The 25,231-nt window shown below is 40.0% G+C and carries 19 protein-coding genes; 9 read left to right on the top strand and 10 right to left on the bottom strand.

Annotated features, from left to right (window positions below):
* Nucleotide 1: 1 nt before the first annotated feature.
* From QWZ01_RS08520 to QWZ01_RS08495, 6 genes are read right to left on the bottom strand one after another with little or no spacing between them, the layout of a single operon-like run.
* Nucleotides 2-1,426: a sialate O-acetylesterase gene (locus QWZ01_RS08520; RefSeq protein WP_290322877.1), complete on the bottom strand. Its 1,425-nt coding sequence runs from the start codon at nucleotides 1,424-1,426 to the stop codon at nucleotides 2-4.
* On the bottom strand, nucleotides 1,392-2,996 hold the full coding sequence (locus QWZ01_RS08515) for a sodium:solute symporter family protein (RefSeq protein WP_290322876.1): 1,605 nt from the start codon (nucleotides 2,994-2,996) through the stop codon (nucleotides 1,392-1,394). The genes QWZ01_RS08520 and QWZ01_RS08515 overlap by 35 nt, the downstream gene beginning before the upstream one ends.
* Before the next feature lie 6 nt (nucleotides 2,997-3,002).
* Entirely contained in the window at nucleotides 3,003-4,160 is a 1,158-nt protein-coding gene (locus QWZ01_RS08510) for a four-carbon acid sugar kinase family protein (protein WP_290322875.1), read from the bottom strand.
* Nucleotides 4,157-5,203: a 4-hydroxythreonine-4-phosphate dehydrogenase PdxA gene (pdxA, locus tag QWZ01_RS08505; RefSeq protein ID WP_290322874.1), complete on the bottom strand. Its 1,047-nt coding sequence runs from the start codon at nucleotides 5,201-5,203 to the stop codon at nucleotides 4,157-4,159. Before pdxA ends, QWZ01_RS08510 begins: the two co-directional genes overlap by 4 nt.
* Nucleotides 5,200-6,132 carry a dihydrodipicolinate synthase family protein gene (locus QWZ01_RS08500; protein WP_290322873.1) on the bottom strand — a complete coding sequence of 311 codons (933 nt, stop codon included), beginning with the start codon at nucleotides 6,130-6,132 and terminating at the stop codon, nucleotides 5,200-5,202. The genes pdxA and QWZ01_RS08500 overlap by 4 nt, the downstream gene beginning before the upstream one ends.
* A gap of 6 nt (nucleotides 6,133-6,138) precedes the next feature.
* Nucleotides 6,139-7,302 carry an iron-containing alcohol dehydrogenase gene (locus QWZ01_RS08495; RefSeq protein ID WP_290322872.1) on the bottom strand — a complete coding sequence of 388 codons (1,164 nt, stop codon included), beginning with the start codon at nucleotides 7,300-7,302 and terminating at the stop codon, nucleotides 6,139-6,141.
* 518 nt (nucleotides 7,303-7,820) lie between these two features.
* Here QWZ01_RS08495 and QWZ01_RS08490 point away from each other — a divergent pair.
* Genes QWZ01_RS08490 through araA form a run of 3 tightly spaced genes read left to right on the top strand, consistent with a single transcriptional unit; the run spans nucleotide 7,821 to nucleotide 11,778 of the window.
* On the top strand, nucleotides 7,821-9,527 hold the full coding sequence (locus tag QWZ01_RS08490) for a ribulokinase (protein ID WP_290322871.1): 1,707 nt from the start codon (nucleotides 7,821-7,823) through the stop codon (nucleotides 9,525-9,527).
* 4 nt (nucleotides 9,528-9,531) lie between these two features.
* Nucleotides 9,532-10,230, top strand: coding sequence for an L-ribulose-5-phosphate 4-epimerase (locus tag QWZ01_RS08485; protein WP_290322870.1), 699 nt, complete (start codon nucleotides 9,532-9,534; stop codon nucleotides 10,228-10,230).
* A gap of 57 nt (nucleotides 10,231-10,287) precedes the next feature.
* Nucleotides 10,288-11,778: an L-arabinose isomerase gene (araA, locus tag QWZ01_RS08480; protein ID WP_290322869.1), complete on the top strand. Its 1,491-nt coding sequence runs from the start codon at nucleotides 10,288-10,290 to the stop codon at nucleotides 11,776-11,778.
* Between the two features lie 99 nt (nucleotides 11,779-11,877).
* Here araA and QWZ01_RS08475 read toward each other — a convergent pair whose 3' ends face one another.
* Together QWZ01_RS08475 and QWZ01_RS08470 are read right to left on the bottom strand one after the other, a co-directional pair.
* On the bottom strand, nucleotides 11,878-14,094 hold the full coding sequence (locus QWZ01_RS08475; protein ID WP_290322868.1) for a M28 family metallopeptidase: 2,217 nt from the start codon (nucleotides 14,092-14,094) through the stop codon (nucleotides 11,878-11,880).
* Nucleotides 14,095-14,277: 183 nt separating this feature from the next.
* Nucleotides 14,278-14,964, bottom strand: coding sequence for a RibD family protein (locus tag QWZ01_RS08470; RefSeq protein ID WP_290322867.1), 687 nt, complete (start codon nucleotides 14,962-14,964; stop codon nucleotides 14,278-14,280).
* 154 nt (nucleotides 14,965-15,118) lie between these two features.
* Here QWZ01_RS08470 and rhaM point away from each other — a divergent pair, with 154 nt between their 5' ends.
* Entirely contained in the window at nucleotides 15,119-15,508 is a 390-nt protein-coding gene (gene rhaM, locus QWZ01_RS08465; RefSeq protein ID WP_290322866.1) for an L-rhamnose mutarotase, read from the top strand.
* An 89-nt stretch (nucleotides 15,509-15,597) separates the two neighbouring features.
* On the opposite strand, the gene QWZ01_RS08460 is transcribed toward rhaM, so the two are convergent.
* On the bottom strand, nucleotides 15,598-16,809 hold the full coding sequence (locus QWZ01_RS08460) for a hypothetical protein (protein WP_290322865.1): 1,212 nt from the start codon (nucleotides 16,807-16,809) through the stop codon (nucleotides 15,598-15,600).
* A gap of 132 nt (nucleotides 16,810-16,941) precedes the next feature.
* A complete protein-coding gene (locus tag QWZ01_RS08455) occupies nucleotides 16,942-18,555 on the bottom strand; it encodes a Na+/H+ antiporter (RefSeq protein WP_290322864.1) in 1,614 nt (537 codons plus the stop codon).
* 474 nt (nucleotides 18,556-19,029) lie between these two features.
* On the opposite strand from QWZ01_RS08455, the gene QWZ01_RS08450 reads away from it, so the two are divergent.
* The 5 genes from QWZ01_RS08450 to QWZ01_RS08430 all read left to right on the top strand — a co-directional run bounded on the left by QWZ01_RS08450 (nucleotide 19,030) and on the right by QWZ01_RS08430 (nucleotide 25,225).
* On the top strand, nucleotides 19,030-20,706 hold the full coding sequence (locus QWZ01_RS08450) for a GMC oxidoreductase (RefSeq protein ID WP_290322863.1): 1,677 nt from the start codon (nucleotides 19,030-19,032) through the stop codon (nucleotides 20,704-20,706).
* A gap of 52 nt (nucleotides 20,707-20,758) precedes the next feature.
* A complete protein-coding gene (locus tag QWZ01_RS08445; protein ID WP_290322862.1) occupies nucleotides 20,759-20,980 on the top strand; it encodes a DUF6965 family protein in 222 nt (73 codons plus the stop codon).
* Nucleotides 20,981-21,106: 126 nt separating this feature from the next.
* Complete coding sequence (locus QWZ01_RS08440) at nucleotides 21,107-21,667, top strand: hypothetical protein (protein ID WP_290322861.1); 561 nt, start codon at nucleotides 21,107-21,109, stop codon at nucleotides 21,665-21,667.
* A gap of 118 nt (nucleotides 21,668-21,785) precedes the next feature.
* The gene (locus QWZ01_RS08435) at nucleotides 21,786-22,352 is read left to right on the top strand and encodes a carboxymuconolactone decarboxylase family protein (protein WP_290322860.1); all 567 of its coding nucleotides are present in this window, start codon (nucleotides 21,786-21,788) and stop codon (nucleotides 22,350-22,352) included.
* A 107-nt stretch (nucleotides 22,353-22,459) separates the two neighbouring features.
* Complete coding sequence (locus tag QWZ01_RS08430; protein ID WP_290322859.1) at nucleotides 22,460-25,225, top strand: TonB-dependent receptor; 2,766 nt, start codon at nucleotides 22,460-22,462, stop codon at nucleotides 25,223-25,225.
* Nucleotides 25,226-25,231: the final 6 nt, after the last annotated feature.

Here is a 25,231-nt window from a genome sequence, read left to right as displayed (position 1 = left end):
ATTACCAATCGTCAGTCCGGAAAGAGGAGGCGGGTAACCCATTTGTTCCAAACAAATCGCCTACTACAAAATCTTTAAAGGCATATCGCACAGCAACCGGCTCCTTTACCACAGGGGATGATACAATGATCACACTGCCTGATATAACTGCCTGTGCGGGATAAAACATTTTATCCTTGCCCGCAATTTCAAACTCCTGCAAAGGTTTGTTCCAAGATGTCAGGCCGTTTTCGGCATGGTCAAAACGGATGGTTGCACGACTGCCTTCAATTGTTATGCTCTTATAAAGCGGACTTGCATAATCAAAACCTTTTATGCCATAGGTTTGAGCAAGAGCCAGGTATGCCAAACGTGTTCCTACTTGTTCTTTTTGCGGCGGATGTATCGTAGCCTGCTCGCCTACATCAAGTAAAACAGCCATACCGCTATTGGGTATTATGTTTACAGATTTTCGCTGTGCATCACGTAGATAGGCAGAATTATATTTTTTTCCTGCGTTATATGGGGGAAGTTGAGCGTAATCATAAGGAGCTATTTGTACATAATAGAAAGGGAAATCGCCTTGAGCCCATAGTTGCCGCCAGCGTTTTACCATAGCCGGGAAAAGTTTTTCGTATTGATCTGGTCGCTCGTAGTTCGATTCGCCCTGGTAATAAATGCAGCCCTTAATGTTATAACCAATAACAGGGTTTAACATACCATTGAAAAGCGTGGTAGGAGTGCGGGATACATCCTTAATAGAGTCCGTTTTAGCCGGAATCTTAATTTCAGAAAAGTCTTTTAAACCATCAGGATCCATCCAGGCCTCCGAGCTTGATCCTCCGTAACAGTCACTGATTAGACCAATGGGTACATGCAGCATCTCATTCAATAATCGGCCGAAATAATAACCTGTAGCGCTAAAATTAGCCACAAACTCAGGCGACGCCACATGCCATTGCGAGGGTTTGCTATTTTCCTGTACTTCGGTTACTGATGAATGAGGAACCGTATAAATATGAATATTGTTATTAGCGGATTTCAATATAGCGTCAACGGAGCCAGCAATGGGTTGGCTTTTATAACCCTTCATAGGTATCTCCATATTTGATTGCCCTGTACAAAGCCAAACTTCTCCTATCAGTACATCATTGAGTATAATGGTTGAGTCGGCTTTTATATTAATGCTGTATGGGCCACCATAAACGGGTGTGCTTACTTTTACCAGCCATTTACCGTTGCTGTTTGCCTTTGTTTGATAGCTTTTTTTATTCCAGGAAGTGGTTACCGTAATATTTTTGCCTGCCTTTGCCCAGCCCCAAATTGGCGTATGGCTTTGCTGCTGCAATACCATATTGCTGGTAAATACAGAGGCTAATTTCTGTGCTTTAATCGTGAAGTTAAGAAATACACTATAAATCAGTAATAGAAGTAATTTGGTTCTCATTCGTATTATTTATTCGTTTATGCGCACGTTTAGCTTCGAGCCATCCGCTAAATAGTAGGTTTTTATTCAGTATAGGTTTTGGAAAAAATAAGCTGGCTCCGTAACCTACCACAATTACAACCAGGTGACTATAAACGCCCAACATATATTTGTGCTGATTGAAATTGTATTTACCTAAATCAAGCAATATATGTTTATCGCTACCCAAGCCAATTTTTGTAGATGTTAAAAAAGCGTAAGCTGTGAATATGATGCAGACTGTAATGCCAATATTTAGGCCTTGCCAGTTGGCCCGGCTACTGAATAGGCCTAACAGGAAAATACCTGCAATACCACCAGAAAATATAGCATACAAGGTAAACACTATACCAAGCGCACCTTCATCGCCGGCAAGTAAGTATAATGTTGCTATTAAAATAGCGCCAAGGCCTGCTAATACTACAATCCAGCGCCCGGCCTTTAAATATTCCTCATCAGTTTTATGCGGACGAAACTTTTTATAATAATCCTCTATACCAATAGCCGAAAGGCAGTTAAGGTCAGCACCCAGACTGGATATGGCTGCCGATATTAATGCTGCTAATATTAAACCTACTAAGCCAGTTGGCAGTCTGGTCATGATAAAATAAGGAAAAACGGCATCGGCTTTGATTCCTTCAGGTAATGGGTTTTGCTGGTAAAACGCAAATAGTGCAGTGCCAATAAACATAAATAACGCCCACAACGGAACGGTTAAGGCCACACCCATGATAGAGGCCCGGATGGCGGCCTTATCTGTTTTGGCAGTAAGGTAACGCTGAACCATGGTTTGGTCGGTTCCATATTTTTGTATTGCATAAAATACACCGTTAATGGCCATTACAATAAAGGTGAGTTTTTTGAAATCCCAGGTGTAAGGGCCAAAGTTATTTTTATGATTAATGCTGGCAATGTGCCAAAGCTCAGGAAAACCGCCTTTGATAGAATAGATCAGGATAATGAACGATACGATTCCTCCGCCAATAAGCAAAAAGCCCTGTACAACATCGGCCCATATTACAGCCTCAATGCCACCGATGAGGGTAATTACGATAATCACCAAACCAATTATCCATATTATAGCATAAGTATTGGTGTTAGTCATATTAGCCAAAGCGAGTGCGAGCAGAAAAAAAACAGTGCCCATTTTTGAAAAATGGGTGAGCACAAAACTTATAGAACTATAAAAGCGGGCAAATGTGCCAAATCGTTTTTCAAAATATTCATAGGTGCTTACTCCGATTACTTCTCTATAAAGCGGTACAATAAACCACACCATCAGAAGCAGTATAACAGGTACCATAAGTCCCTGTACCAGGAGTATCCAGTTGGAGGAAAAGCCTTCGCCGGGATAAGCCAGGAAAGTTACACTACTGATTAGCGTTGCCATGAGTGACATGCCAATGGCCCAGGCTGGTATAGATCCCCTGGATACAAAATATTTTTTGGTAGAATTTTGGCCCTTTGAAAATCTTAAACCAATGGTTAATGAAACAGCCAATGCCACTGCTATAATAATATAATCTGCCAGGTGCAGGGTTTCATGTTTCATAAATGGTTAACGGTTAATAGGTTCCCAAACAGGAGCTGGCCACTCATAACTGCCGGGTTTTAAAGTTACACATAATTGGTTATTACCAGCTATTCCCATGCGTATTACGCCGGGACTTATTTGCTGTAACGGATATAATTTTGAGATTTGGAGGTGTTGCAATATGGCCCATCCAGTGGCACCACCTTCTATTAATAATTCCTTTAAATATATCTGATGGTTAATGTATTTTACTATAATTCCCATTTTATGGGCAAGCATTGCAGGATCTATATCAAGCCCTTCAGTTGTATCAGGGTGGACAGCCATAATAGCGCTTTGATGGGCCTTTATGTTCTGTACCACTTCATTGGCATATGATTCGTAAAAGTGTTCTTTGGGGTTCTGATTTCTGATGATCCATGAAGGGATGTAGATAACAGGTATGTTATTAATAAAGCCATCCTTTACATCAATTTTTCCCTGGTAAAATGTGCTGCCAAATACAAAAAGCCTGTAATTTAATAAGGAAACAGTAACTTTTGTAGTCGATTGTTTATACCCTAAATGATAGAGTAATTGTGTAAATGAACCAGATGCTCCGGCTATTAGTATGTCATTATCCGCTGCTTGTTTAACCCAGTATTTAAGGTCATCCTCTTCTGCAGCTTCGCATACCAACATTCCTTCTCCCGATAATTTTTCATGTGGTTTTGCAGATATAATATTATTTACCCTAAGCATTTCGCACACTTTTGATGAGATTACCGGGAAAGCCGGATCGATAGCATAGTTGCTTAGGTGTACCGGTTGATTATTATAGTAATATATACTATCCTTTACCCATTTATTATGATGCGGATTTCCCGGAATTATAAATGCCTGTTTTGTCCCCGATACCTCCAATTGAGTGCTTAATTCTGTAATAACATGCCCTCGTAATACCGAATCGATCTTTTTAAAGATCACACGCGGTTTAAAGGCAATGAGTTTAAGGGTTATTTCATGAATTATACGTTTCGCATCTGTTTCTGATAATGAACGGGTATCTGTTGCAATGATGACTAAATCAGTTTCTTGGGCGTACTGCATATTGGTTAAAACCTCTGTTTTTAGCCCATAATTGAGGCCAATGCCGGCAAGTTCGGCTGCCCCGGTTAAATCATCTGCTATTACCGCTATCATGCATTTTGCTTTAACCTTGTTTTGCTAAGCCTTACCGCCGATTCGATAGCCAATATCATGGCATCACTACTGGCTACACCTTTTCCGGCTATTTCAAAAGCAGTACCATGATCAACCGATGTGCGGATGATAGGTAGCCCCATGGTAATATTTACACCTTTAACACTATCCATCTGCTGCTTTTGCGCATTCCATTTAAAGCCTGTAAGTTTAAATGGAATATGTCCCTGATCATGATACATAGCCACTATGCCGCCATAATGCCCGGTTGATGCTTTCGAGAAAAGCGTATCGGCGGGTATAGGGCCCTCCACATCGTAACCAGCCAATCGGGCCTCTTGTACGGCGGGTAATATTTCCTGATCATCCTCAGTTCCAAATAAACCGGAGTCGCCGGCATGGGGATTTAGTCCGGCAACACCAATCTTTAAATTCGGCTCACCTAATTGTATTAAACCATCGTGCAGCAACTCAATTACCTGTATTATTCTGTCTTTTTTTACCAGGTCACAAGCTTGCCTTAAAGAAACATGTGTTGATACGTGTATCACCTTCATATTCTCTTCAACCAAAAGCATAGCATACTTTTTAGTATTGGTGAAATGAGCATATATTTCGGTGTGTCCGGCAAAATAGTGCCCTGCTTCGTTAACCGATTTTTTATTGATGGGCCCTGTTACTGTTGCATCAACTTCATCGGCAAGCGCAAGTTCGATCACCTTTTTTACAGCCTCAAACGAAGCATTGCCCGCCATAGCCGATATCTCGCCAAATTGTAATTGACTCATATCAACATTTTCAAGATCATATACATCAGGTTCGCCATAAACAAAGCGGGCATCTTTTATATTTTTTATAGAATTGATACGGGCATTTAACCCCAGCTTTTTAATGATATGTTTAAAAACAGCAGCATCGCCAATAATTACGGGATTGCATATCTCCAACAAGTGTTTGTTAAGTAAAGCTTTTATAGCTATCTCCGGGCCAATGCTGGCCGGATCGCCCATGGTAATCCCTATAACTGGTTTTTTAATTATCATTGGTATATAGGTAAATTAAGATTTTCGCGGGTGATGATATTTTGCAATCCTTGCTGTAAATCGGCAGCATCGGCAGGTGATACCTGCTGCAAAGGCGGCATCATATAAGAATGGCACAAGCCGGCACTTTCCATCAGTGATTTTAACGCCGCTAATGATCCTCCTAATAAGCGTTTGTTTTGATAAATATCGCCAAGCAAGTTAGAATGTCTTTGTAAAAGCAAAGCGGCCTGTTCATCATCATTATCAGCAGCTACCAGCATTTTATAATAAATATCCGGAAATAGGTTGCCTGTACTTGGTACTAAGCCGTCGCTTCCTGCAAATAATGCATGAACAGATTGGGCACCCCAACCCAGAAAATGACTAAAATCAGAACGGTTAGCCCACAATACAAGCGATTGCTTTAAACGATCAAGGTTACGTTCTGAATCTTTCGTGCCTACGATATTTTCATGAACGCTTAACTCATTTAGTAAATTTAGATGTATTGAGGTATGCGTGGTTGCAGGTATATTATAAATAATGAGCGGGAGGGGGCACTTATCAGCAAGGCTTTCAAAGTATTCTTTTATTTCGGCATCTGTTAATGAAAAGTATGCGGGCAGGTGGGCAACAGCAACATCTACCCCCTCATCGGCACATTGGTTAGCTATAGCCACAGAATCTGCCACGCAATTTGATGATATGCCGGCATAAAGTAATTTGTTTGGCTGCTTAAGGTTAGCTGCCAACTTAATAAAGTCAAGTTTCACATCATTGGGCAAAGATGGTGCTTCGCCGGTTGTACCCAGTATAAAAGGTACACCACCGTAGTTAAATATATTATCAAAAATCCGCTCAACAGCTTCATGATCAAGTTTGTAATTTTCGGTTAATGGAGTTATTGTAGGCACCACCAAGCCATTATATTTCTTTTTTACTTTCATTTTATTTCAATAAGCTGCTTCGTAAATATGGATAGCGTCGTTAAGATTTATCTGTCGTGGATTATTTTTGAGTAGTCGTGTAATTTTCATAGCGTCTGCCGCCATAATTGGTATAGCATCCTTTTGGATGCCTATATCACCCAGTTTTGAAGGTAAACCGCATTGTTTTATCAGTTCTCGAATTTTTTGAACACCTGCATTGGCGGTATCAATCTCAGTTCTTTCACTGTTACAACCCAAAGCGCGTGCAACCTGTGCATATCGTTCAGATGCAGCAGGTATATTAAATTCCATTACAAACGGCAATAGCAATGCATTTGATAAGCCATGAGCTATATGAAACATGCTGCCAAGGGGATATGATAGTGCATGTACGCCAGCTGTATTAACGGGACCCAAACAAAAACCACCTAATAAACTTCCTATGGCAAGCTGGGTACGTGCATTTTGATCTGAACCATTTTGTACAGCTTTAACTAAATTGTTAGAAATAAGCCTCATTCCTTCATAAGCATACATGTCTATAAATGGATGGGCAAATAAATTGGTATAAGCTTCAAGGCAATGGGTAAGGGCATCAAGCCCGGTGGCTGCAGTGATTTCAGGAGGTAAATTATAGGTAAGCTCAGGATCAACGATTACAGAGTCAGGAACAAGATACGGGCTGATGATCCCTTTTTTCTGATGATCCTCATCTACAAGTATGGCATTAGGTGATACTTCGCTGCCGGTGCCGGCAGTAGTAGGAATGCATATTAACTTGATGCTACGTTTTTTTAGCAGGCCAATACCCGTAATATCATTTAAAGTCTGCGTGTTATTAAGTTGTGCAGCAAGTAATTTGACTACATCAAGCACGCTGCCTCCGCCAATGCCTATCACTACATTTGCCGATATGTTTTTAAAGGAAGCAAGCAAGGTATCAAAATCTTGAAAAGATGGTTCCTGAATAATGGAAGTATTTACATGTACTTTGATCCCCTTATCTTGAAGTTGTTGTATTATTGGGTTGAGTTTTGTTAAAAGTACATTTATGGTAATAATCAACACATTTGAATAGCCTGCTTCAGTTACCTCATCAACTAATTTCATCACTGAGTTTTTTCCTATAATGATCTGCGACGGAAACCTTACCGTGATATCTCTGAAGGAATTATCTGTTTGTATCATATATATTTATATGCAATCTTTAATGAAATAGATCCCATTTTACGTTGAAATAATGCAGGGTTGAGTAATTGGTTGATATGAACAAAGATGTGTAAAGGCGCTTCGGTTTTTTATCTATCTGTTATCAAGTTATTGTACGATATTATCAAAAGCGGTAGTAATTGACCAATGACATTTAAAAACCGTTTGAATGAAATTTTCGGTGAAAAAGCACACTGCTGTGATGAATGATCTTTTATGTATGGAGCATTGATAAAAGCTGTACTTCATGTTAATTTACTATAGGAAGCCATTGTTTTACCTATAAAATAGCGTTTTTATCAATGTTATAAATGTTTTTTAAACGTTTATAACATTGATGTTTAAACTCAACTTATACCTAAGATGTTGATTAAATTAGTGCAGTTAATCATTGATAATAAGCTATTGTTTTCATGTAGATAAGATTTTAAAAAAACATCTGACATCTTTTTTTTATGAAAAATTAAGTGTTATTTTGACAATCAATTATAAATTTTATGAGCAGTGACCAATTAGTTATTGGAATCGATTATGGATCAGATTCTGTACGATCCGTTATTGTTAATGCCTTAAATGGCGAAGAAATTGCCTCTTCGGTATATGAGTATCCCCGTTGGCGCGATGGCTTGTTTTGCGACCCGGGTTTAAACCAATTCAGGCAGCATCCGCAGGATTATATAGATGGCCTTGAAACCACTATTAAGGATTGCATTGCAAAAGCAGGAGGGGAGTTAATCTCAAAATCAATTAAAGGAATATCTGTTGATACTACTGGTTCAACCCCTGTTGCGGTTAATGAAAAAGGCATTCCGTTAGCATTAACACATGGTTTTGAGAATAATCCAAACGCTATGTTCGTGTTGTGGAAAGACCACACAGCAATCAAAGAGGCCGCTCAGATGAATGCGCATGCCGCGTTGTTTGATGTGAATTATCTTCAATATGTTGGTGGTATATATTCTTCCGAATGGTTTTGGGCTAAGCTGTTACATGTTTTAAGAGTTGATGAAAATGTGCGGAATGCTGCAGCATCTTGGGTAGAACATTGCGATTGGATACCCTTTCTGCTTACAAGCGGCAATGATATTACAAAAATGAAGCGGGGCCGATGCTCTGCAGGACATAAAGCTTTATGGGCCGAAGAGTTTGGCGGATTACCTCCAGATGATTTTTTTGCCTCACTTGATCCTTTGTTAAAGGGTTTTACAGATAAACTATATCAAGAAACCTATACCGCCGATGTGGCAGCCGGAACATTAAGTGCTGAATGGGCACTGCGATTGGGCTTACACACAGGTGTGATGGTTGGTACCGGTGCCTTTGACGCGCACATGGGAGCTGTTGGCGGTCAAATTGAACCTTATCATTTGAGCAAGGTAATGGGTACATCAACCTGCGATATTCTGGTGGCACCCGCTGTTGGTATGCAAGATAAGCTTGTTCGTGGTATTTGCGGGCAGGTAAATGGATCCGTAATTCCGGGAATGATAGGTTTAGAGGCCGGGCAATCTGCATTTGGCGATACCTACGCATGGTTTAAAAATATAGTGTCATGGCCTTTAAATAATTTATTTTCACAATCAAAAGTAATTGATGCTGCAACAGCAAAGGCGTTGAAGGCAGAGATGGCTGAACTGATAATCCCCGAGTTAAGCCGTCAGGCTGCACTGATCCCTGTTAACGAGGTGAATGAGTTGGCAGTAGATTGGTTCAACGGTCGCCGTACACCGGATGCCAACCAGGAGCTAAAAGGAGCTATCACAGGTCTTAATTTAGGCAGCGATGCACCACGTGTTTTCAGAGCCCTGGCCGAGGCTACCTGTTTTGGTGCTAAAAGCATTGTAGATCGTTTTATCAGTGAAGGGATACCGGTAAAAGGTATTATTGGGATAGGGGGAGTGGCCAAAAAATCGCCGTTCGTGATGCAAATGATGGCTGATGTATTGGGTATGCCTATCCGTATTCACCAGTTTAAACATACTTGTGCTTTGGGTGCGGCCATGTTTGCTGCAGTTGTAGCGGGAATTTATCCAACCGTTGAAGATGCTATGGCAGCCATGGGCCGTGGGTTTGACGAAGAATATCACCCCAATAAAGATCTGAAAGATATTTACCAAAAACGTTATCTGCAGTATAAAAACCTGGGTGAATATGTTGCGGCGCAGGTGACAAAGAGTACGACAACAGAACTTCAAAACGCATAGTAAAATGAGCAAGTATCAACATATCAAACAAACTGCATATGAAGCTAATATGCAGTTGCCCAAATTAGGACTTGTGTTATTCACCTTTGGTAACGTGAGTGCTGCCGACAGAGACTTGGGAGTATTTGCTATTAAACCCAGTGGTGTACCTTATGATGTTCTTTCTCCGGAAAAAATGGTGGTGGTGGATTTTAATGGTAATATTATTGAGGGAGAGCTTCGTCCATCGTCAGATACGTTGACTCACGCAGTACTGTATAAAAATTGGCAACATATTAATGGAATAGTACATACACATTCTATGTATGCTACTGCCTGGGCCCAGTCGCTTCGTTGTATACCAATTTTTGGTACCACACATGCCGATCATTTAACTGCTGATATTCCCTGCGCACCTCCGATGGACGACAAATCAATATCGGGCGATTATGAATATCAAACTGGCTTCCAGATCATAAATTGTTTTAAAGAAAAAGGGATTGATTACCGGGAGGTTGAAATGGTGCTGGTAGGTAATCATGCACCTTTTACCTGGGGTAAAACTGCCGAAAAAGCTGTTTACAATAGCGCCGTTTTAGAAGCTGTAGCCCAAATGGCCTGCCTTACAGAACAAATTAATAATAACGCTCCCCGGTTAAAAGATTCACTGATCAAAAAGCATTATGAGCGTAAGCATGGGCCCGATTCTTACTATGGACAATAGTTGCTGGTATGAAGAAATCAATAATACACTAATTCAATAAATCAATAATTATTATACATGATAGATTTAAAAACATTTGAGGTTTGGTTCATTACAGGCAGTCAAGATCTGTATGGCGAAGAAACATTAAAAAAAGTAGCCGAGCATTCACAGCAGATTTCATCGGGTTTAGGTAATGCGGCGCAGATTCCTGTGCGTATTATTTATAAACCTGTTGTTAAAAGTACTGAAGAAATTTATAATACGCTGCAACAGGCCAATATTGCGGAAAACTGCATAGGTATTATTACATGGATGCATACCTTTTCGCCTGCTAAAATGTGGATCCGAGGGTTAAGCATCCTGAAAAAACCTATACTGCATCTGCATACCCAATATAATCGTGATATACCTTGGAGTTCTATTGATATGGATTTCATGAACCTTAACCAAAGCGCCCATGGCGACAGGGAGTTTGGTTTTATGGTTTCCCGTATGCGTATTAATCGTAAAGTAGTGGTTGGCCATTGGCAAGACCCAGAGGTGTTAAACCAGATAGAAACCTGGACCCGGGCTGCTGCGGGCTGGTACGATTGGCAGGGCGCTAAATTTGCCCGTTTTGGTGACAATATGCGTTTTGTTGCCGTTACCGACGGAGATAAGGTAGAGGCAGAGTTAAAATTCGGTTTCTCTGTAAATTCTTACGGAATAGGCGACCTGGTGGCTGTCATCAACGCGATAAGCGATACTGAAGTTAATACCTTGATTGATGAATATGAGGCCACTTACACTATGGCTGCGGATTTGAAAAAGGGAGGTGCAAGGCATTCGTCAGTTTTTGAAGCTGCCAAAATTGAGTTGGGTATGCGTAAGTTTTTAAAGGATGGCGGTTTTAAGGGTTTTTCAGACACATTTGAAGACTTGCACGGTATGACACAGCTGCCGGGAATTGCTTCGCAACGATTGATGGCTGAGGGATACGGATTTGCAGGTGAGGGTGATTGGAAAACGGCAGCGCTGGTACGTGCATTCAAAGTAATGGGCGCAGGCTTAAAAGGAGGCAATGCCTTTATGGAAGATTATACCTATCATTTTGACCCCAATAACGCATTGGTCCTGGGCTCGCATATGCTTGAAGTAGATGCCTCGCTTGCCGATGGTAAAGCATCTTTAGAGGTGCATCCTTTAGGTATAGGCGGCAAGTCAGATCCGGCACGTTTGGTATTTAATGTTGCCAGTGGCCCGGCTCTTAATGGTGCTATTGTAGATATGGGCAACCGTTTTAGGTTTATTGTTAATGAGGTTGAAGCTGTTGAAACTGTTAATGATCTGCCTAAGTTGCCAGTTGCCAGGGTGTTATGGAAACCTTATCCCGATATGAAAACAGGTTGTGCAGCCTGGATATATGCAGGCGGGGCGCATCATACAGCCTACAGCCAAAACCTTACTGCTGAGCATTTGCAGGATTTTGCTGATATGGCAGGGATAGAATTATTGAGAATTGGGAAAGATACCCGTATTGATCAATTCCGCAACGAGATTAGGTGGAATGATGCCGCTTATAAATAAGCCTGATACAATAAAGCGATAGCTTTAAAATATTATAAACATCGCCAGGTTACACTTAAATTGTAAACCTGGCGATGTTTTCTAATGATCGGTTATTCCTTAGTCAATTGGCGAGTTTAAGTATGCTGCTAATGCATTTATTCGTCCGGCAACTACCAATATTTGCGCCTGAGCTTCGGTCCAATTACGTTGCTCAATAGCTTCACGGATACCTGGAAGTGTTTTTACACCATAACCGGTATAAAAGCCGGGAGCATAAATGGTGTGCTTGTACCATCCACGACGCGGCAATCCATCTGTAGAAAGTAGTTGTTGTTCGGCCTGGTAGAACAATTTGTTTAATTTATCATGCTTGCCATCTTTAAGCATGTCGGCAGATTGCTTATCAGCTAATTTATCAGCACTTTTCTTTAAAGAATCAAGCGCGCTGGTTAATGGTTTAAAATCAATTTCGGGTACATCTGTTTTAACTTCAGGAACAATAAATTTCTTTGTTGGGTCTGCTGCTAAGGTATAATCATTGGCTTTTATTAACTGATTTTCAATCGTTGTATTTTCACGGGTGGTTTTTACCAATTCAATAAGTTCAGTTGTGTATCTTCCGATTGTTGCCTGTAACGTACGGAAATCAAACGGAAGTATTTCTGCATCAGCCATACGCAAAACGGCATGCCCTGCAGTTTTCGATAGGGCTACTCCATATTTAAAATCAGGGTCTTTAAAGCGTTTGTAATCATCAAAAGAGTCGTAGATGGAATGGTATTCACCGCCAGCATCTTCGCCACCAAAACCGAAATCAAGGGTAGGTATCCCTAAATGTTGTAAAAATGATGAAAAGTCAGATCCTGAACCCAGTGCTTCCAGGCGCTCGCCCTTACGCTCTATGATCTCTTTTTTATCTTTTGTTGATTTCGCGTTTATCAATGAAAAGGCCCTTTTACGATCAAAAACACTCACATTAGTTTGCGGATCAATTACGTTTTGGGTTATTTCATCAGTAAAGCCTTCCAATGCTTGCGAACCACCTGCTCCTAAAAAACCGCGTCCGTTACCATCAGAATTAATATAAACAACCGCTTTTTGCTGTAGTTCTTTCTCATGCTCTTCCGCAAATTCTGTAGAACCTAACAAACCGGGTTCTTCGCCATCCCATGAACAATATACAATAGAACGTTTGGGTTTCCAGCCTGATTTAAGTAATTGACCCAGTGCTTTTGCTTCCTCAAGCATAGCAGCCTGGCCGCTTATAGGATCGCCGGCACCATTTACCCATGCATCATGGTGGTTACCCCTTAAAACCCATTCGTCAGGATAAGTGGATCCTTTGATCTTTGCTATTACATCATAAGCGGTTACTATATCCCAGTTAAAGGCCAGCTTAAGGTGAACCGTTGCCTTACCAGGCCCGGTATGATAAGTTAAGGGCAATGAACCAGCCCAACCCTTAGGTACAACAGGGCCGCTTAATGCCGCCAATAAAGGCTTAGCATCATGATAGCTAATTGGCAATACAGGTATTTTCAATATAGTTGGAGCATCATTCCTATCCAGTCTTTTAGCATTTTTTGTAGCTCCTGCGCCCGGAGTAAGCGGATCGCCCGGATATATTACCATATCCATTACTGAACCGCGCTGCACACCAAACTCGCCCTTGAAAGCTCCTTGCGGATATACATCTCCCGCAGTGTATCCGTCATCGGCCGGGTCCGAATAAATGATACAGCCAATGGCGCCATGTTCGTAGGCTACTTTTGGCTTAATACCACGCCAGGAATGGCCGTATTTAGCAATAACTATTTTCCCTTTAACATCAATGCCCATTGTGGCCAATTTTTCATAATCGTCCGGTAAGCCATAGTTAACAAACACCAATTCGCCGGTTACATCGCCATCCGCGCTCCATGCATTGTACGTTGGTAATTGATTAGCCTGGCTCGATGTTGCGTCTTCTTTTAAGGCAGGTTCTTTTAATAATGCAGTATATTTTGAGGAGCCGGTTAATTCAAGTAATCGTGTTTTGGGTGTGGGGAAAAGTACCTGGTAAGTTTCCAGATAAGCATCAAGGCCATAGCTTTTATATTTAGCCAGAATTTTTTCAGCAACAGCTTTACTACCAGGCGATCCGATATTGTGAGGAAATGCTGATAGTTCTTTTATGGTTTCGCCTATGCGTTGCGCGCTTAATGAAGCATCAAACGACTGTTCTGTTTTTAACTGTCCTGCTGCTGCAGTCGGGGAGTAACCACTAATTGTTTTTTGCTGAGCAAAAGTAAAAGATGAAAATGCAAGTAAACTTAAGGTAAGGGTTTTCTTCATAATAGTTAATTATCTGATGGCCTTTAAGATAGTAAAATCATGTAGTGTTTATTCGCCAGTCATGAAATTTTTGCATAATAAAATGTTTTTATAGGTTAAAATGATGATTTTCTGTTTAAATGCTGAGGATATATAGGAAAAATTGAATTATTTCACTGTATCTCGTTGATGTTTGCAGTTTATTTATAAAACTTTATACCTAAGCCATAAAATATCATTGTCAAGTTGTTTTACTTCTATTAGTTTGAGATGGCTGGCAGTTTTTTTCTTTAGATTTTTGCTTACTTCAAATAAAGTAGGAGTGCCCATAGTTCCGTCGGCTACAGGTACATGCAAAAAGCTGAGTTCATCAATTAAACCTTCATTAAGCAAAGAACCATTCAAATGACCACCACCTTCCAATAATAGTTTTTTAATCGGGAATAATGCAGCCAATTTTTCTAATGCAAGCTTAAAGTCGATTTCAGATTTTCCGGCAAAAATGTAGGAGATGCCAATTTCGCGAAGGTAGGCCAGATATTTCTGCGGCACGGTTTCAGTTAAAACCAAAATAAGATGATCCTGATCTATGACCGGTTTTTCCCAATGAAGTTTTCCATCTTTATCTATCGCAATAGCGAAAGATGATGCATCTTCATCAGCTACATAATCGGTTTTATCAATAGTGTAATCTATTTCTTTTAGGTTCAGCGGCTTATTACTGGCGAAATCAGTTTCCATAGTTACGCGACCGCACATCCATGCATCAGCTTTATGTGTGCTGCCGGTTTCTTCATAACTGCTTATCCCTTTTACTCGTCCCCATTGGTTGGTAAGTATCCGGCCATCTACGGAACTCATCATGTGGCATATAACGTATGGTTTACTCATGATAATTAAAAGTATATGTTATGTTTTTGTAATTGATAACTATGGCTAAGTGCTTATGGTTTTATTTTAATAATAAATATAGCTTAGGCAGATAACTAAATTTGGCTTACACATGACACTACAGGATGGTTATTTGAAAAACTAAGCTTAATTTATGGGATTGTTTAAGATAAATGAGTTTGAAACTAACCGCATATTAACCAATTACCTCAGTATTATTTATTTCCTTATGGATCGTGTAGCCTTTAAGATGAAGTTATTTCCTGGCTTTGAGCAGGAATATAAAAAGCGCCATGACGAGATATGGCCTGAATTAATAGCTCTACTCAAAAATAACGGAATAAGCGATTATTCTATATTTTTAGATGAGGGGACAAATGATCTTATCGGCTTTTTAACTATCACTGATAAAGCTATACTTGATAAATTACCAACTAATGCAATTATGCAAAGGTGGTGGGCTTATATGGCCAGTGTAATGGAAAGCAATTCAGATAATTCGCCGGTAAGTGTGCAGCTGAAGGAAGTTTTTTACTTGCCATAATTAACTGTAGAAGGTATTGCCAGGGTTTAATTTATATACCTACTGTAATTTCATCAGCTTAGCGCTTTTTAAACTGCTTTGTTTATTACTTATTTTTCTGGCTCATCTGCATCCGTATTTTTTTTATTAATGGGCTTTACTGTCCGTACCGGTGTCATGTTTTTTGCATTGATGTTTTCGGGCAATTTGGCACCCAGATAGGATACTGAACTGAAACCAGCCAGAAATAAAAGGGTATCTGAAAACAAGGGCATTGTTTTATGTACTATGGTGTACACTATAAAATATAAACCCAAAACCAAGTTCCATGCAAAGGTCTGTATGCGTGGAATACTGTAGGAGTTACCATCGCTAAGGATATCATAAAAAAATGATACACTACGCTTATCGGTAGGAGGTTTTTTCTGATTAAATGCGGTATCAATAGCCGAAGCGCTTCCGGTTGTACCTATACTGATCCCCAGTATAAGTAAAATTGAAGTGTTTAAACTATTAGTAACATCGGTAAGTACCATCGTATAAATAAAGCCGCCAATAATAAGCCCTGTCCAAAATAACAATTGAGTATATGATAAACTATATGGGCCATCCGGACGCTCCTTCAGAGCATCTGATTTACGGGCGATCTGTAAAAAGAATATTAAAATTATAGCATATAATCCAAGCCAGCCCCAAAATATCCATTGCTGGTAATATACAATGCGGATGGCGCGTAATGAAGAATCACGTTCAAGGGCACTCATACCTTCCCAGCCTATAGAGGCATCTATATCCGCATAATTAGACCAAAAATGCCTGCCACCGCTATAAAAGAAATTCCATGCAGCCTGAGTAGTATCGTTTCGCGATAATGTAATATCAATTGATGCTGTGGAGCCCAATGCAGGTAGCTGGCCATTGTTGATATCTACCCGTGTTAAGTTCCTGTACCAACTATTACATATGCCATTAAGTTCAACCCCATTAGCATAAATCACAACCCGGGCCCTATCTGTAGGTTTGGCTCTCAAAAAGGCATCAGGATTTGAAATAGTAAAGCGTAACGTATTACCCGGAAATGCGGTTGTTCGTCTGTACATTTTTTCATTCTGTTGTTCTTCCTCGCTCGCATATACCGTTTGTATTTTGATTACATGCGGGATTTTGGCAACTACCGGTGTAAGAGCAACTATAACGGGCTGATTGTTAGTCGCGGGCTTAACGGAAGTATCCTGAGTTTTTTGGGCAATACTAAAAAGTGGAATAAATAAAGATGCCAGCCAGATTAAAGTAAAAGCCAAATACTGAATATGCTTTTTCATGCGGTTTGTATAAAGTTTAAAGCTAATTAGCTCAAAAAATATTCATTTGTAAACGCTTAAGTTTTGATGATCAGTTGGTTGGCTAATGTTAGTGAATATTTTTAAACCCGGCAATGCAGTTTTAGCTTATTTTTAAATTGTTTCAATACCATCTTCTAATCGTTCTTCCTCCAGATCAAGCCGTCTTTCCATAAGACGGATAATATCATCATCAAAATCTGGCTGGTGCCTAAAAAGTCGCAGTTGTTTTCGTTCGTGTTCAGTTACCAACATCATTATCCTTTTGAAACTTTTGATTATAGCTAAGGCATCTTCTCGTTTTTTCTTATCATCACCAAGACTCTTGTAAATTTCAACTTTAAAAGTTAATAGTTCCATTCTGTTTTTGAGTATGCCGTTTTCTTTCAACTCGGTGGCGTATTTTAAATTAAGTTCGGTAATTGCTGCTGATAACAAGTGATGATCTATTTCTATCCACTGTTGGCTATCTTCTTTAGATCCGAGGATAGTTTCAGGTTTGAAAATTCTGATAACCCAAGGCAAGGCAAGGCCCTGGCCCACAAGAGTTACAATGATAACTACATAAGTAATAAATAAGATAAGGTCGCGATAGGGAAAAGGTCGCCCACCCGGAAGTAGAAGCGGAATTGCAAGTGCTGAGGCCAGGGAAACAACACCGCGCATACCTGTCCAGCTGATGATCAAAGGATTTCTCCAGCCAGGATGGCTAACAGCTACCGTAATATAACGGCTGATAAAGGAGGTGAAAATGGATGATATATAACCAGAGAGCAATCTTACCGCAATAATAATAAAAGAGATAATTAATGCAATTTGGAGTGCATGTGAAATTGGCAGGCTTTTTATTCCAGCCATAATATCAGGAAGTTGCAGCCCGATCAGAAAAAATATAACGGCATTCAGAATAAAGGTTATGGCTGGCCAAACTGCGTTGGCTTTGAGGCGACTGCTATGTGAGAAGATAAAATGATTTTGATAGGAAATAAATACGCCACCACTAACTATTGCCAATACACCAGATGAATGAACAGCTTCGGCGCTTAAATAGATGAGATAAGGCAATACAAATGAAAGGGCTATATCCAGATTTGCCGTAGTGGGTAACCACTTGTAAAAAGCATAAAATAACAAGCCAAAAAATAGGCCGATAATAATTCCCGAAACGCAAACAAGTATGAAGTTACCTACTGCATTGTACCACACAAAATTATTGGTAATAATCGCTGCAAGCGCAAACCTGAAAACGGTAAGGCTTGTAGCATCATTAAGCAGGCTTTCGCCCTCAAGTATGGATACAAGCCCTTTAGGCAGCCTGATGCGTTGCAGAACAGATGTAGCAGCGGCTGCATCAGGTGGAGATATGATAGCACCTAACAAAAAGCCTTGCGGGAGCGTAAATCCCGGTATAAGCCAGCAAGAAACAAAGGCAACAACAGTTGCCGTAAGCAGCACATAGCCTAATGCCATTACACTAATGATGCGCCGCCATTTCCATAGAGCCTTACACGATGTATTTTGGGCAGCGTCAAATAAAACTGGTGGAAGTATGATTAAGAAAACGAGGTTGGGATCTATGTGTACACTTGGGATTTTCGGAATAAAACCAAAGGCAAGCCCTGCAATAACCAGAAATATGGGATACGGAATTGACAACTTTCGGGCAATAAGAACCAGGAACGAAACGCTCAGGATCAAGCCTAAACAAAGCAGTAGGTTTTCGTGCATACACGGTTATCATTTAACTTGTTACAAGATAAGATTTTCTTAATTATTTGTGACTGGTATTGTTAAAGTAATCATGTGTTGAACTCCAAAGATAAATGAGCGACTGCGGCCATGATATGGAACTACTCTTATGATGACATATAAGATGAGGTTAATGCTCAGATCAATAATTTACCGTGTAAAACACTAACAATAACTTCAAGCTATTTATAAGTCAGATAAAAAGAATGTTACAAATGTTAATTTATAAACAACATTCGTGTTACCATAGCGGGGTGTTTATTTGTTAATGATGAATTTGTAAATATTTGTAATGTAGTTATTTATAAAGCTATTGCTTTGATTGATAACATCAGCATTTTAGGATCTGCAAACCAAATTGATTCTCATTGTGTTTTTTATGAATTAGGCGGGTAATCGGAAAAATACTATTTTGGGTTTGTAATAAATCTATCTACCTATTATAACTACACTATGGATAACTACACTTATGATGCAATAGTTGTTGGCTCTGGAATTTCGGGTGGTTGGGCCGCGAAAGAATTAACTGAAAAAGGTCTCAAAGTATTGATGTTAGAAAGAGGCGAAAACATTGAACATATTACCGGTTATAAAACAGCAACCAAGGCTCCATGGGAATTTCCACATCGTGATGCTGTTATTCAGGCTAAGATTAAAGATTACCCTGTATTATATAAAGCTGGTGGTTTAAATGAATCAAATATAGATTTCTGGGTTAATGAAACTGAAAACCCTTACACACAAGTTCAACCTTACAACTGGCGCAGGGGTTATCATGTAGGAGGGCGTTCATTAATGTGGGGACGACAAAGTTATCGCTGGAGTGATTATGATTTTGAAGCTAACGCTAAAGAGGGTATAGCGATTGATTGGCCGGTACGTTATAAAGAAATTGCACCTTGGTATGACCACGCCGAGAAGTTTGCTGGTATCAGTGGTTCATTGGAGGGACTACCCCAACTTCCTGATGGACAGTTTCAACCACCTATGGAAATGAATTGCGTAGAAAAAGATGTAGCCGCCCGTATCAAAAAGCAATTTGGCGGTAAACGGGCCATGATCATTGGCCGTACTGCCAATATAACTGTTCCTATGCATGGCCGCACAAACTGCCAGTATCGTAACAAGTGTATTCTTGGCTGCCCGTTTGGAGGGTATTTCAGTACACAATCATCAACATTGCCGGCTGCAATGGCTACAAAAAATTTAACAGTTAGGCCGTGGTCAATAGTTACCAGAGTGTTATATAATAAGGATACTAAAAAAGCGACCGGCGTTGAAGTGCTTGATGCAGAAAATAATAAAACATACACCTATAACGCAAAGATCATTTTCTTAAACGCCAGCACCTTTAACAGCGCATGGATCCTGATGCATTCTGCCACTGACATCTGGCCGGAGGGCTTAGGCAGCAGCAGCGGACAGTTGGGGTACAATATTATGGATCATCACGTAGGTGGTGGAGCTTCCGGTATTATGGAGGGTTATGAAGATAAATACACATTCGGCCGTAGAGCAAATGGCATATATATCCCTCGTTACAGAAACATATTTGGTGACCGGCGCGATTATTTACGCGGATTTGGTTATCAGGGAGGAGCGGGCCGGGAAACCTGGAGCAGGGAAATACCTGAAATTAGTATTGGTGCTGATCTGAAAGATGCACTTACAGAGCCTGGGAACTGGTCAATGTCAATAGTAAGTTTCGGTGAAGTATTGCCTTATCGCGAAAACAGGATAAGCATCAACAAACAGGTTAAAGATAAGTGGGGGCTAAATACGCTTAATGTTGATATTGGCTTAAAAGAGAATGAACGCAAAATGGAGATTGACATGGAGGCCGATGCTAAAGAGATGCTGGAAAGATCCGGAATGAAACATATAAAAAGCTTTGAGCAGCGTAAAAATATAGGAGCCATACACGAAATGGGCTCTGCCAGAATGGGACATGATCCTAAAACATCAGTGCTCAATAAGTGGAACCAGGTTTGGGACGCTCCAAATGTTTTCATAACCGATGGATCATTCATGGTTTCCGCATCTTGTGTAAATCCTTCATTAACTTATATGGCCTTTACTGCAAGGGCGGCCGATCATGCTGTAAGTGAATTGAAAAAAATGAACATATAAAGTATTCGGGACTTAAAGTTGACGTATTAACCGGGTTTACTATTTTTGTAAAATGACAGAACAGGAGTTGATCGCGTATTTTGAAACGGCAAATTTGCCTGAAAAGCTTCGTATAGACAGAGCTACCACTCAATATGAAGTTAAAGAGGCTGTAAAAAGAAACTTAGAAATGATCAGAGTAGACCCCAGGAACGAGAATGCTCAACACCGGTTGCTGCAGATCATACATGCGCTTGAACATCCTTACAGCGGCCCTGAAATACCCAAGATGTAGAAGGGATCCAAAAATACTTAAGGAAATAGTTATAAGATTATAATTGGAACCAGCTTTTTTGTTTATAAGCATTTGGTTTTTAGTATTAAAATTATAATTTTATGACAACCTTAAGTAAACCCATATTTGAAAAAAATATCTGCGATAGCAATGCTATTGGTGCTCGTGTTTAACATGGGGGGCTACATGCTATTGTTTCAATATTTTATTAAGCAATCAGATAGCATTGCTAATGAACAAATAAGCAAAGGCTTATATAAATCATCAGAGCTTGTTGAGTTGAAAATACCTGTACGTATGCCTTATGTAGAGGAACAGTTGGAATACCAAAACATATGCGGACACATTGAAGTTAGTGGTAACAGTTACAACTACGTAGCTATGAAAATGACCCGCGATACGATGTATGTAAAGTGTATCGCTAATCATGAAAAAACAAGACTCGTAAGTGAAAAGGTGATAATGGGCAAAGAAATCAGTGACCAGCCACTTAATAAAAAGAATCATGTGCCGGTAATGAAGAAATCTGAAATAGCCCCAGATTATAATTATTCTTCATTTGACTATAAAATAAGCGTTCCTGAAATACCTTTTAATACTGTATTTTGTAAAACCACTCCTCAAATACTCCATACTTACCTTTCAAAACCTATTCAACCTCCCGATCATCAAGGCAACATCGTTTAACTAACAGAAGCTGCTTACTCATTATTATTTCATGTTGATTTAATTTTCAAGCTCCGGATTGATTTGTTCGGTAGCACGAGAAGTGCTTCATTATTAATCATTTCATGATATTTTATTTATGCCTTTTATTACACTTGAAGATCATTTGCCTGGTATTACCGGGTTGTTAGAATATAGTAAAAACACTGCAGAACCCATACGCCATCTTACCCAATTATTACTGCGGGGGCCATCATCATTAACAGAAGCCGAGCGCGAGCTGATAGCCACTGTTGTATCATCAGGGAACGAGTGTACTTTTTGCACCACTGCCCACACCGCCGCTGCAAATGTATTAGCCGGAGAAAGTGAAACGGCCGAAATGGTTAAAAAGAACATTGAAACCGCACCTGTAAGCGAAAAAATGAAAGCGCTGTTAACTATAGCTTCATTAACTCGCGAAAGTGGTAAAAGCGTTACACCTGATACTATTGATCGTGCCAAACAAGCTGGAGCAACCGATTTAGAGATACATGATACGGTTTTAATTGCCGGATTATTTTGCCTTTACAATCGTTATGTGGATGGGCTTGGTACAGCATTGCCCGCTCAGGCAGGATATTATGATGTACTGGCAGAAAGATTGGTTAATCACGGTTATACCCGTCTGCCACAGGGCTATGATCATTTGAAGAAAACTGTTTAATTATTACAAACCTAAAACTACCATACCGGTACGGTTAAGCAACTGCTTATTTATAAAATGAGCAATGCCTATGCCATGCCTTTGTGATTCCCCCAATTATATTCACAATGAGGAAAATACTACTTATCATATTACTATTATCATGTGTGCGCTTATTTGCGCAGGAAAAAATAAAAATATCCGGAACGGTCAAGTCAAATAATGAACCAGTGGGTGGGGCAAGTGTAAATGTTAAAGATAAATTGACAGGTACAACTACAAATTCAAGTGGTGAATTTACGCTGTCGTTAACTAAAATCAAGTTGCCTTTTATATTAGTTGTAACAGGTGTTGGGTACGACAAACAGGAAGTGGCTGTAAACAATGCAAATCAAACTGTTAACGTTTCATTACAAGCTACAACCACGCAGCTTAATGAGGTTGTTTCGGCAGCAACAAGAGTTAATCAAAGCATACTGCAATCGCCGGTGAGTATTGAGAAATTAACCTTGAAGCAGATCAAGGAAAATCCATCATTTACCTTTTATGATGGTTTACAGAGTTTAAAAGGGGTGGAGGCCGTAACCAGCAGTATAACTTACAAACAAATAAACACCCGCGGTTTTAACTCAACAGGTAACTCAAGGTTTCTACAACTGGTGGATGGCGTTGATAATCAAACACCCGGATTGAATTTTTCTGTAGGTAACCTGTTTGGAGCATCTGACCTTGATATTGAATCGGCAGAGGTAATTCCAGGTGCGGCATCTGCGCTATATGGCCCGGTTGCGTTTAATGGGTTATTGTACCTGCACACAAAAGATCCATTTAAATATCAGGGTTTATCGGTTCAGGTTAAAACCGGGATTAATCATTTAGGTGAAAGCTTTGCTGATCCTAAACCTTTGTACGATTTTGCTCTGCGATATGCCAAAGCTTTTAATGATCGGTTGGCCTTAAAAATAAATGCATCATACCTGCGTGGTACAGACTGGTACGCCAATGATTATACAGATGTAAGTACATCGGTACCGGCTTCTCAACATGGCCTAAACAACCCTGCTCGTGATGCACTTAATATTTATGGTGATGAAGTATCTCGGAATCTTCCTGGCATTGGCGTGGTATCACGTACAGGCTACGAGGAGAAGGATCTGATGAATTACGGTGTGTACAGCCTTAAATTAAATGGAGCGTTACATTATCGTTTTACCAACAATTTAGAAGGTATATACCAATATAATTATGGTCGTGGTACAGCAAGCTATACGGGTAGCAGCCGTTTTGACCTCAATAATTTTGTTTTACAAACTCACCGGATTGAATTAAAGGGTAGTAATTTCTTCGTACGTGGATATACTGTTGGTGAAAACTCTCATGATTCATACAATACCCGTTCCCTTGCTCAATTCATCAATCGTGATTGGGTAAAGGATTTGAGTGGCAATACAGTTTCGCCAGCCCAGGCAGATGATACTTGGTTTACCCGATATGCTGCCGCATTTAATGGTACCATAAGCGGTGTAACGGGAGGCAACAATACAACTGCCAGATCATTTGCCGACGAGGGGCGCTTTCTACCCGGTACCACCGCTTTTGATCAGGCTAAGGATGCATCAATCCATAACTATGGTTTAAGCGGGGCAGGGGTTTACAGTAACAGTAAATTTTATCATGCAGATGGTCAGTATGATTTTTCAACCCTGACAAAAGTATTTGAATTACTGGCGGGCGGCAGCTTTCGCAGATACAGCATGTTTACCAATGGTAGTTTGTTTGATGATAAAGACAAACGAATAACTATTAATGAATACGGCAGCTTTGTACAAGCCGCTAAAAAGTTGTTTGATGATAAACTGAAATTAACTGCATCCCTCAGGTACGATAAGAATGAGAATTTTAAAGGCAGTTTTACTCCACGTTTTTCGGGAGTGTATACTGTAAACGGAGTGCATAATTTTAGGGCATCATATCAAACCGGTTTCCGTAACCCAACACCTGTTGATCAGTTTATTCACCTTAATGTAGGGCCAATCACCATATTAGGAGGAGCACCAAATAACAGCGCGGGTTTAAACGTGTATGAAAATTCGTTTACGGCCGCCTCAGTTAATGCATTTGGGCCGGCTGTTGGAGCTGCAATTGCTGCTGGCTCAACACCACAGCAGGCAGTACTTGCAAATAAGGATCTGCTTGTAAAAGCAAAGGTTGCGTATATTAAGCCAGAACAACAAAAGGCGTTTGAGGTAGGCTATAAAGGCCTTATCAATGATAAAATATTGGTTGATGTAAACTATTACTATAGCAAGTACACTGATTTTATTTTAAACACCGTAGTGTTGAGGCCTACAAACCCGGTTTTAGGCGCCGATGGTAAGGTAAACCCAGTGGCAGCTGCCGAAGTTGCTAATCGTACCGTTAGCGCCTTTCAGCTGTACACAAATGCAAGTGATAAAGTATCGGCACAGGGAGCAAGCGCGGGTTTAACATTTTTGCTTAGTCGTGGCTATGTGTTAGGTGGCAATGCTACATTGTCGCTATTTAATCTTGGTACAGCCGATATCAATAATATAGCACAGTTCAATACTCCTAAATGGGGTACCAATACAACCTTCGGAAATCCTAATGTGGTTAATGATTTTGGTTTTAATGTAGCCTGGCATTGGCAAAATGCTTTTGATTGGTATGGAACATTTAATGGTGTAAGACCGGGACGCATCCAGGCATATTCAATGGTTGATGCGCAGATAAACAAAAAGCTTCCTCGTGCCAATACAACTATTAAAATTGGTGGGAGCAATATTTTTAACAAACATATATCACAGGCTTATGGCTCACCAGCTGTAGGCGCAATTTATTATGTAGCCTTAGTATTTGACAGCCCTTTAAAATAATTGAGA

This window comes from Mucilaginibacter aquaedulcis (assembly GCF_030409325.1).
GTDB classification, from domain to species: Bacteria; Bacteroidota; Bacteroidia; order Sphingobacteriales; family Sphingobacteriaceae; genus Mucilaginibacter; species Mucilaginibacter aquaedulcis.
This window is presented reverse-complemented; position numbering and strand designations above follow the sequence as displayed.

What these genes read in the sequence shown, in the direction of transcription:
- QWZ01_RS08520 (WP_290322877.1), bottom strand. Translation starts at nt 1,426, where the DNA reads ATGAGAACCAAATTACTTCTATTACTGATTTATAGTGTATTTCTTAAC.
- QWZ01_RS08515 (WP_290322876.1), bottom strand. Translation starts at nt 2,996, where the DNA reads ATGAAACATGAAACCCTGCACCTGGCAGATTATATTATTATAGCAGTG.
- QWZ01_RS08510 (WP_290322875.1), bottom strand. Translation starts at nt 4,160, where the DNA reads ATGATAGCGGTAATAGCAGATGATTTAACCGGGGCAGCCGAACTTGCC.
- pdxA (WP_290322874.1), bottom strand. Translation starts at nt 5,203, where the DNA reads ATGATAATTAAAAAACCAGTTATAGGGATTACCATGGGCGATCCGGCC.
- QWZ01_RS08500 (WP_290322873.1), bottom strand. Translation starts at nt 6,132, where the DNA reads ATGAAAGTAAAAAAGAAATATAATGGCTTGGTGGTGCCTACAATAACT.
- QWZ01_RS08495 (WP_290322872.1), bottom strand. Translation starts at nt 7,302, where the DNA reads ATGATACAAACAGATAATTCCTTCAGAGATATCACGGTAAGGTTTCCG.
- QWZ01_RS08490 (WP_290322871.1), top strand. Translation starts at nt 7,821, where the DNA reads ATGAGCAGTGACCAATTAGTTATTGGAATCGATTATGGATCAGATTCT.
- QWZ01_RS08485 (WP_290322870.1), top strand. Translation starts at nt 9,532, where the DNA reads ATGAGCAAGTATCAACATATCAAACAAACTGCATATGAAGCTAATATG.
- araA (WP_290322869.1), top strand. Translation starts at nt 10,288, where the DNA reads ATGATAGATTTAAAAACATTTGAGGTTTGGTTCATTACAGGCAGTCAA.
- QWZ01_RS08475 (WP_290322868.1), bottom strand. Translation starts at nt 14,094, where the DNA reads ATGAAGAAAACCCTTACCTTAAGTTTACTTGCATTTTCATCTTTTACT.
- QWZ01_RS08470 (WP_290322867.1), bottom strand. Translation starts at nt 14,964, where the DNA reads ATGAGTAAACCATACGTTATATGCCACATGATGAGTTCCGTAGATGGC.
- rhaM (WP_290322866.1), top strand. Translation starts at nt 15,119, where the DNA reads ATGGGATTGTTTAAGATAAATGAGTTTGAAACTAACCGCATATTAACC.
- QWZ01_RS08460 (WP_290322865.1), bottom strand. Translation starts at nt 16,809, where the DNA reads ATGAAAAAGCATATTCAGTATTTGGCTTTTACTTTAATCTGGCTGGCA.
- QWZ01_RS08455 (WP_290322864.1), bottom strand. Translation starts at nt 18,555, where the DNA reads ATGCACGAAAACCTACTGCTTTGTTTAGGCTTGATCCTGAGCGTTTCG.
- QWZ01_RS08450 (WP_290322863.1), top strand. Translation starts at nt 19,030, where the DNA reads ATGGATAACTACACTTATGATGCAATAGTTGTTGGCTCTGGAATTTCG.
- QWZ01_RS08445 (WP_290322862.1), top strand. Translation starts at nt 20,759, where the DNA reads ATGACAGAACAGGAGTTGATCGCGTATTTTGAAACGGCAAATTTGCCT.
- QWZ01_RS08435 (WP_290322860.1), top strand. Translation starts at nt 21,786, where the DNA reads ATGCCTTTTATTACACTTGAAGATCATTTGCCTGGTATTACCGGGTTG.
- QWZ01_RS08430 (WP_290322859.1), top strand. Translation starts at nt 22,460, where the DNA reads ATGAGGAAAATACTACTTATCATATTACTATTATCATGTGTGCGCTTA.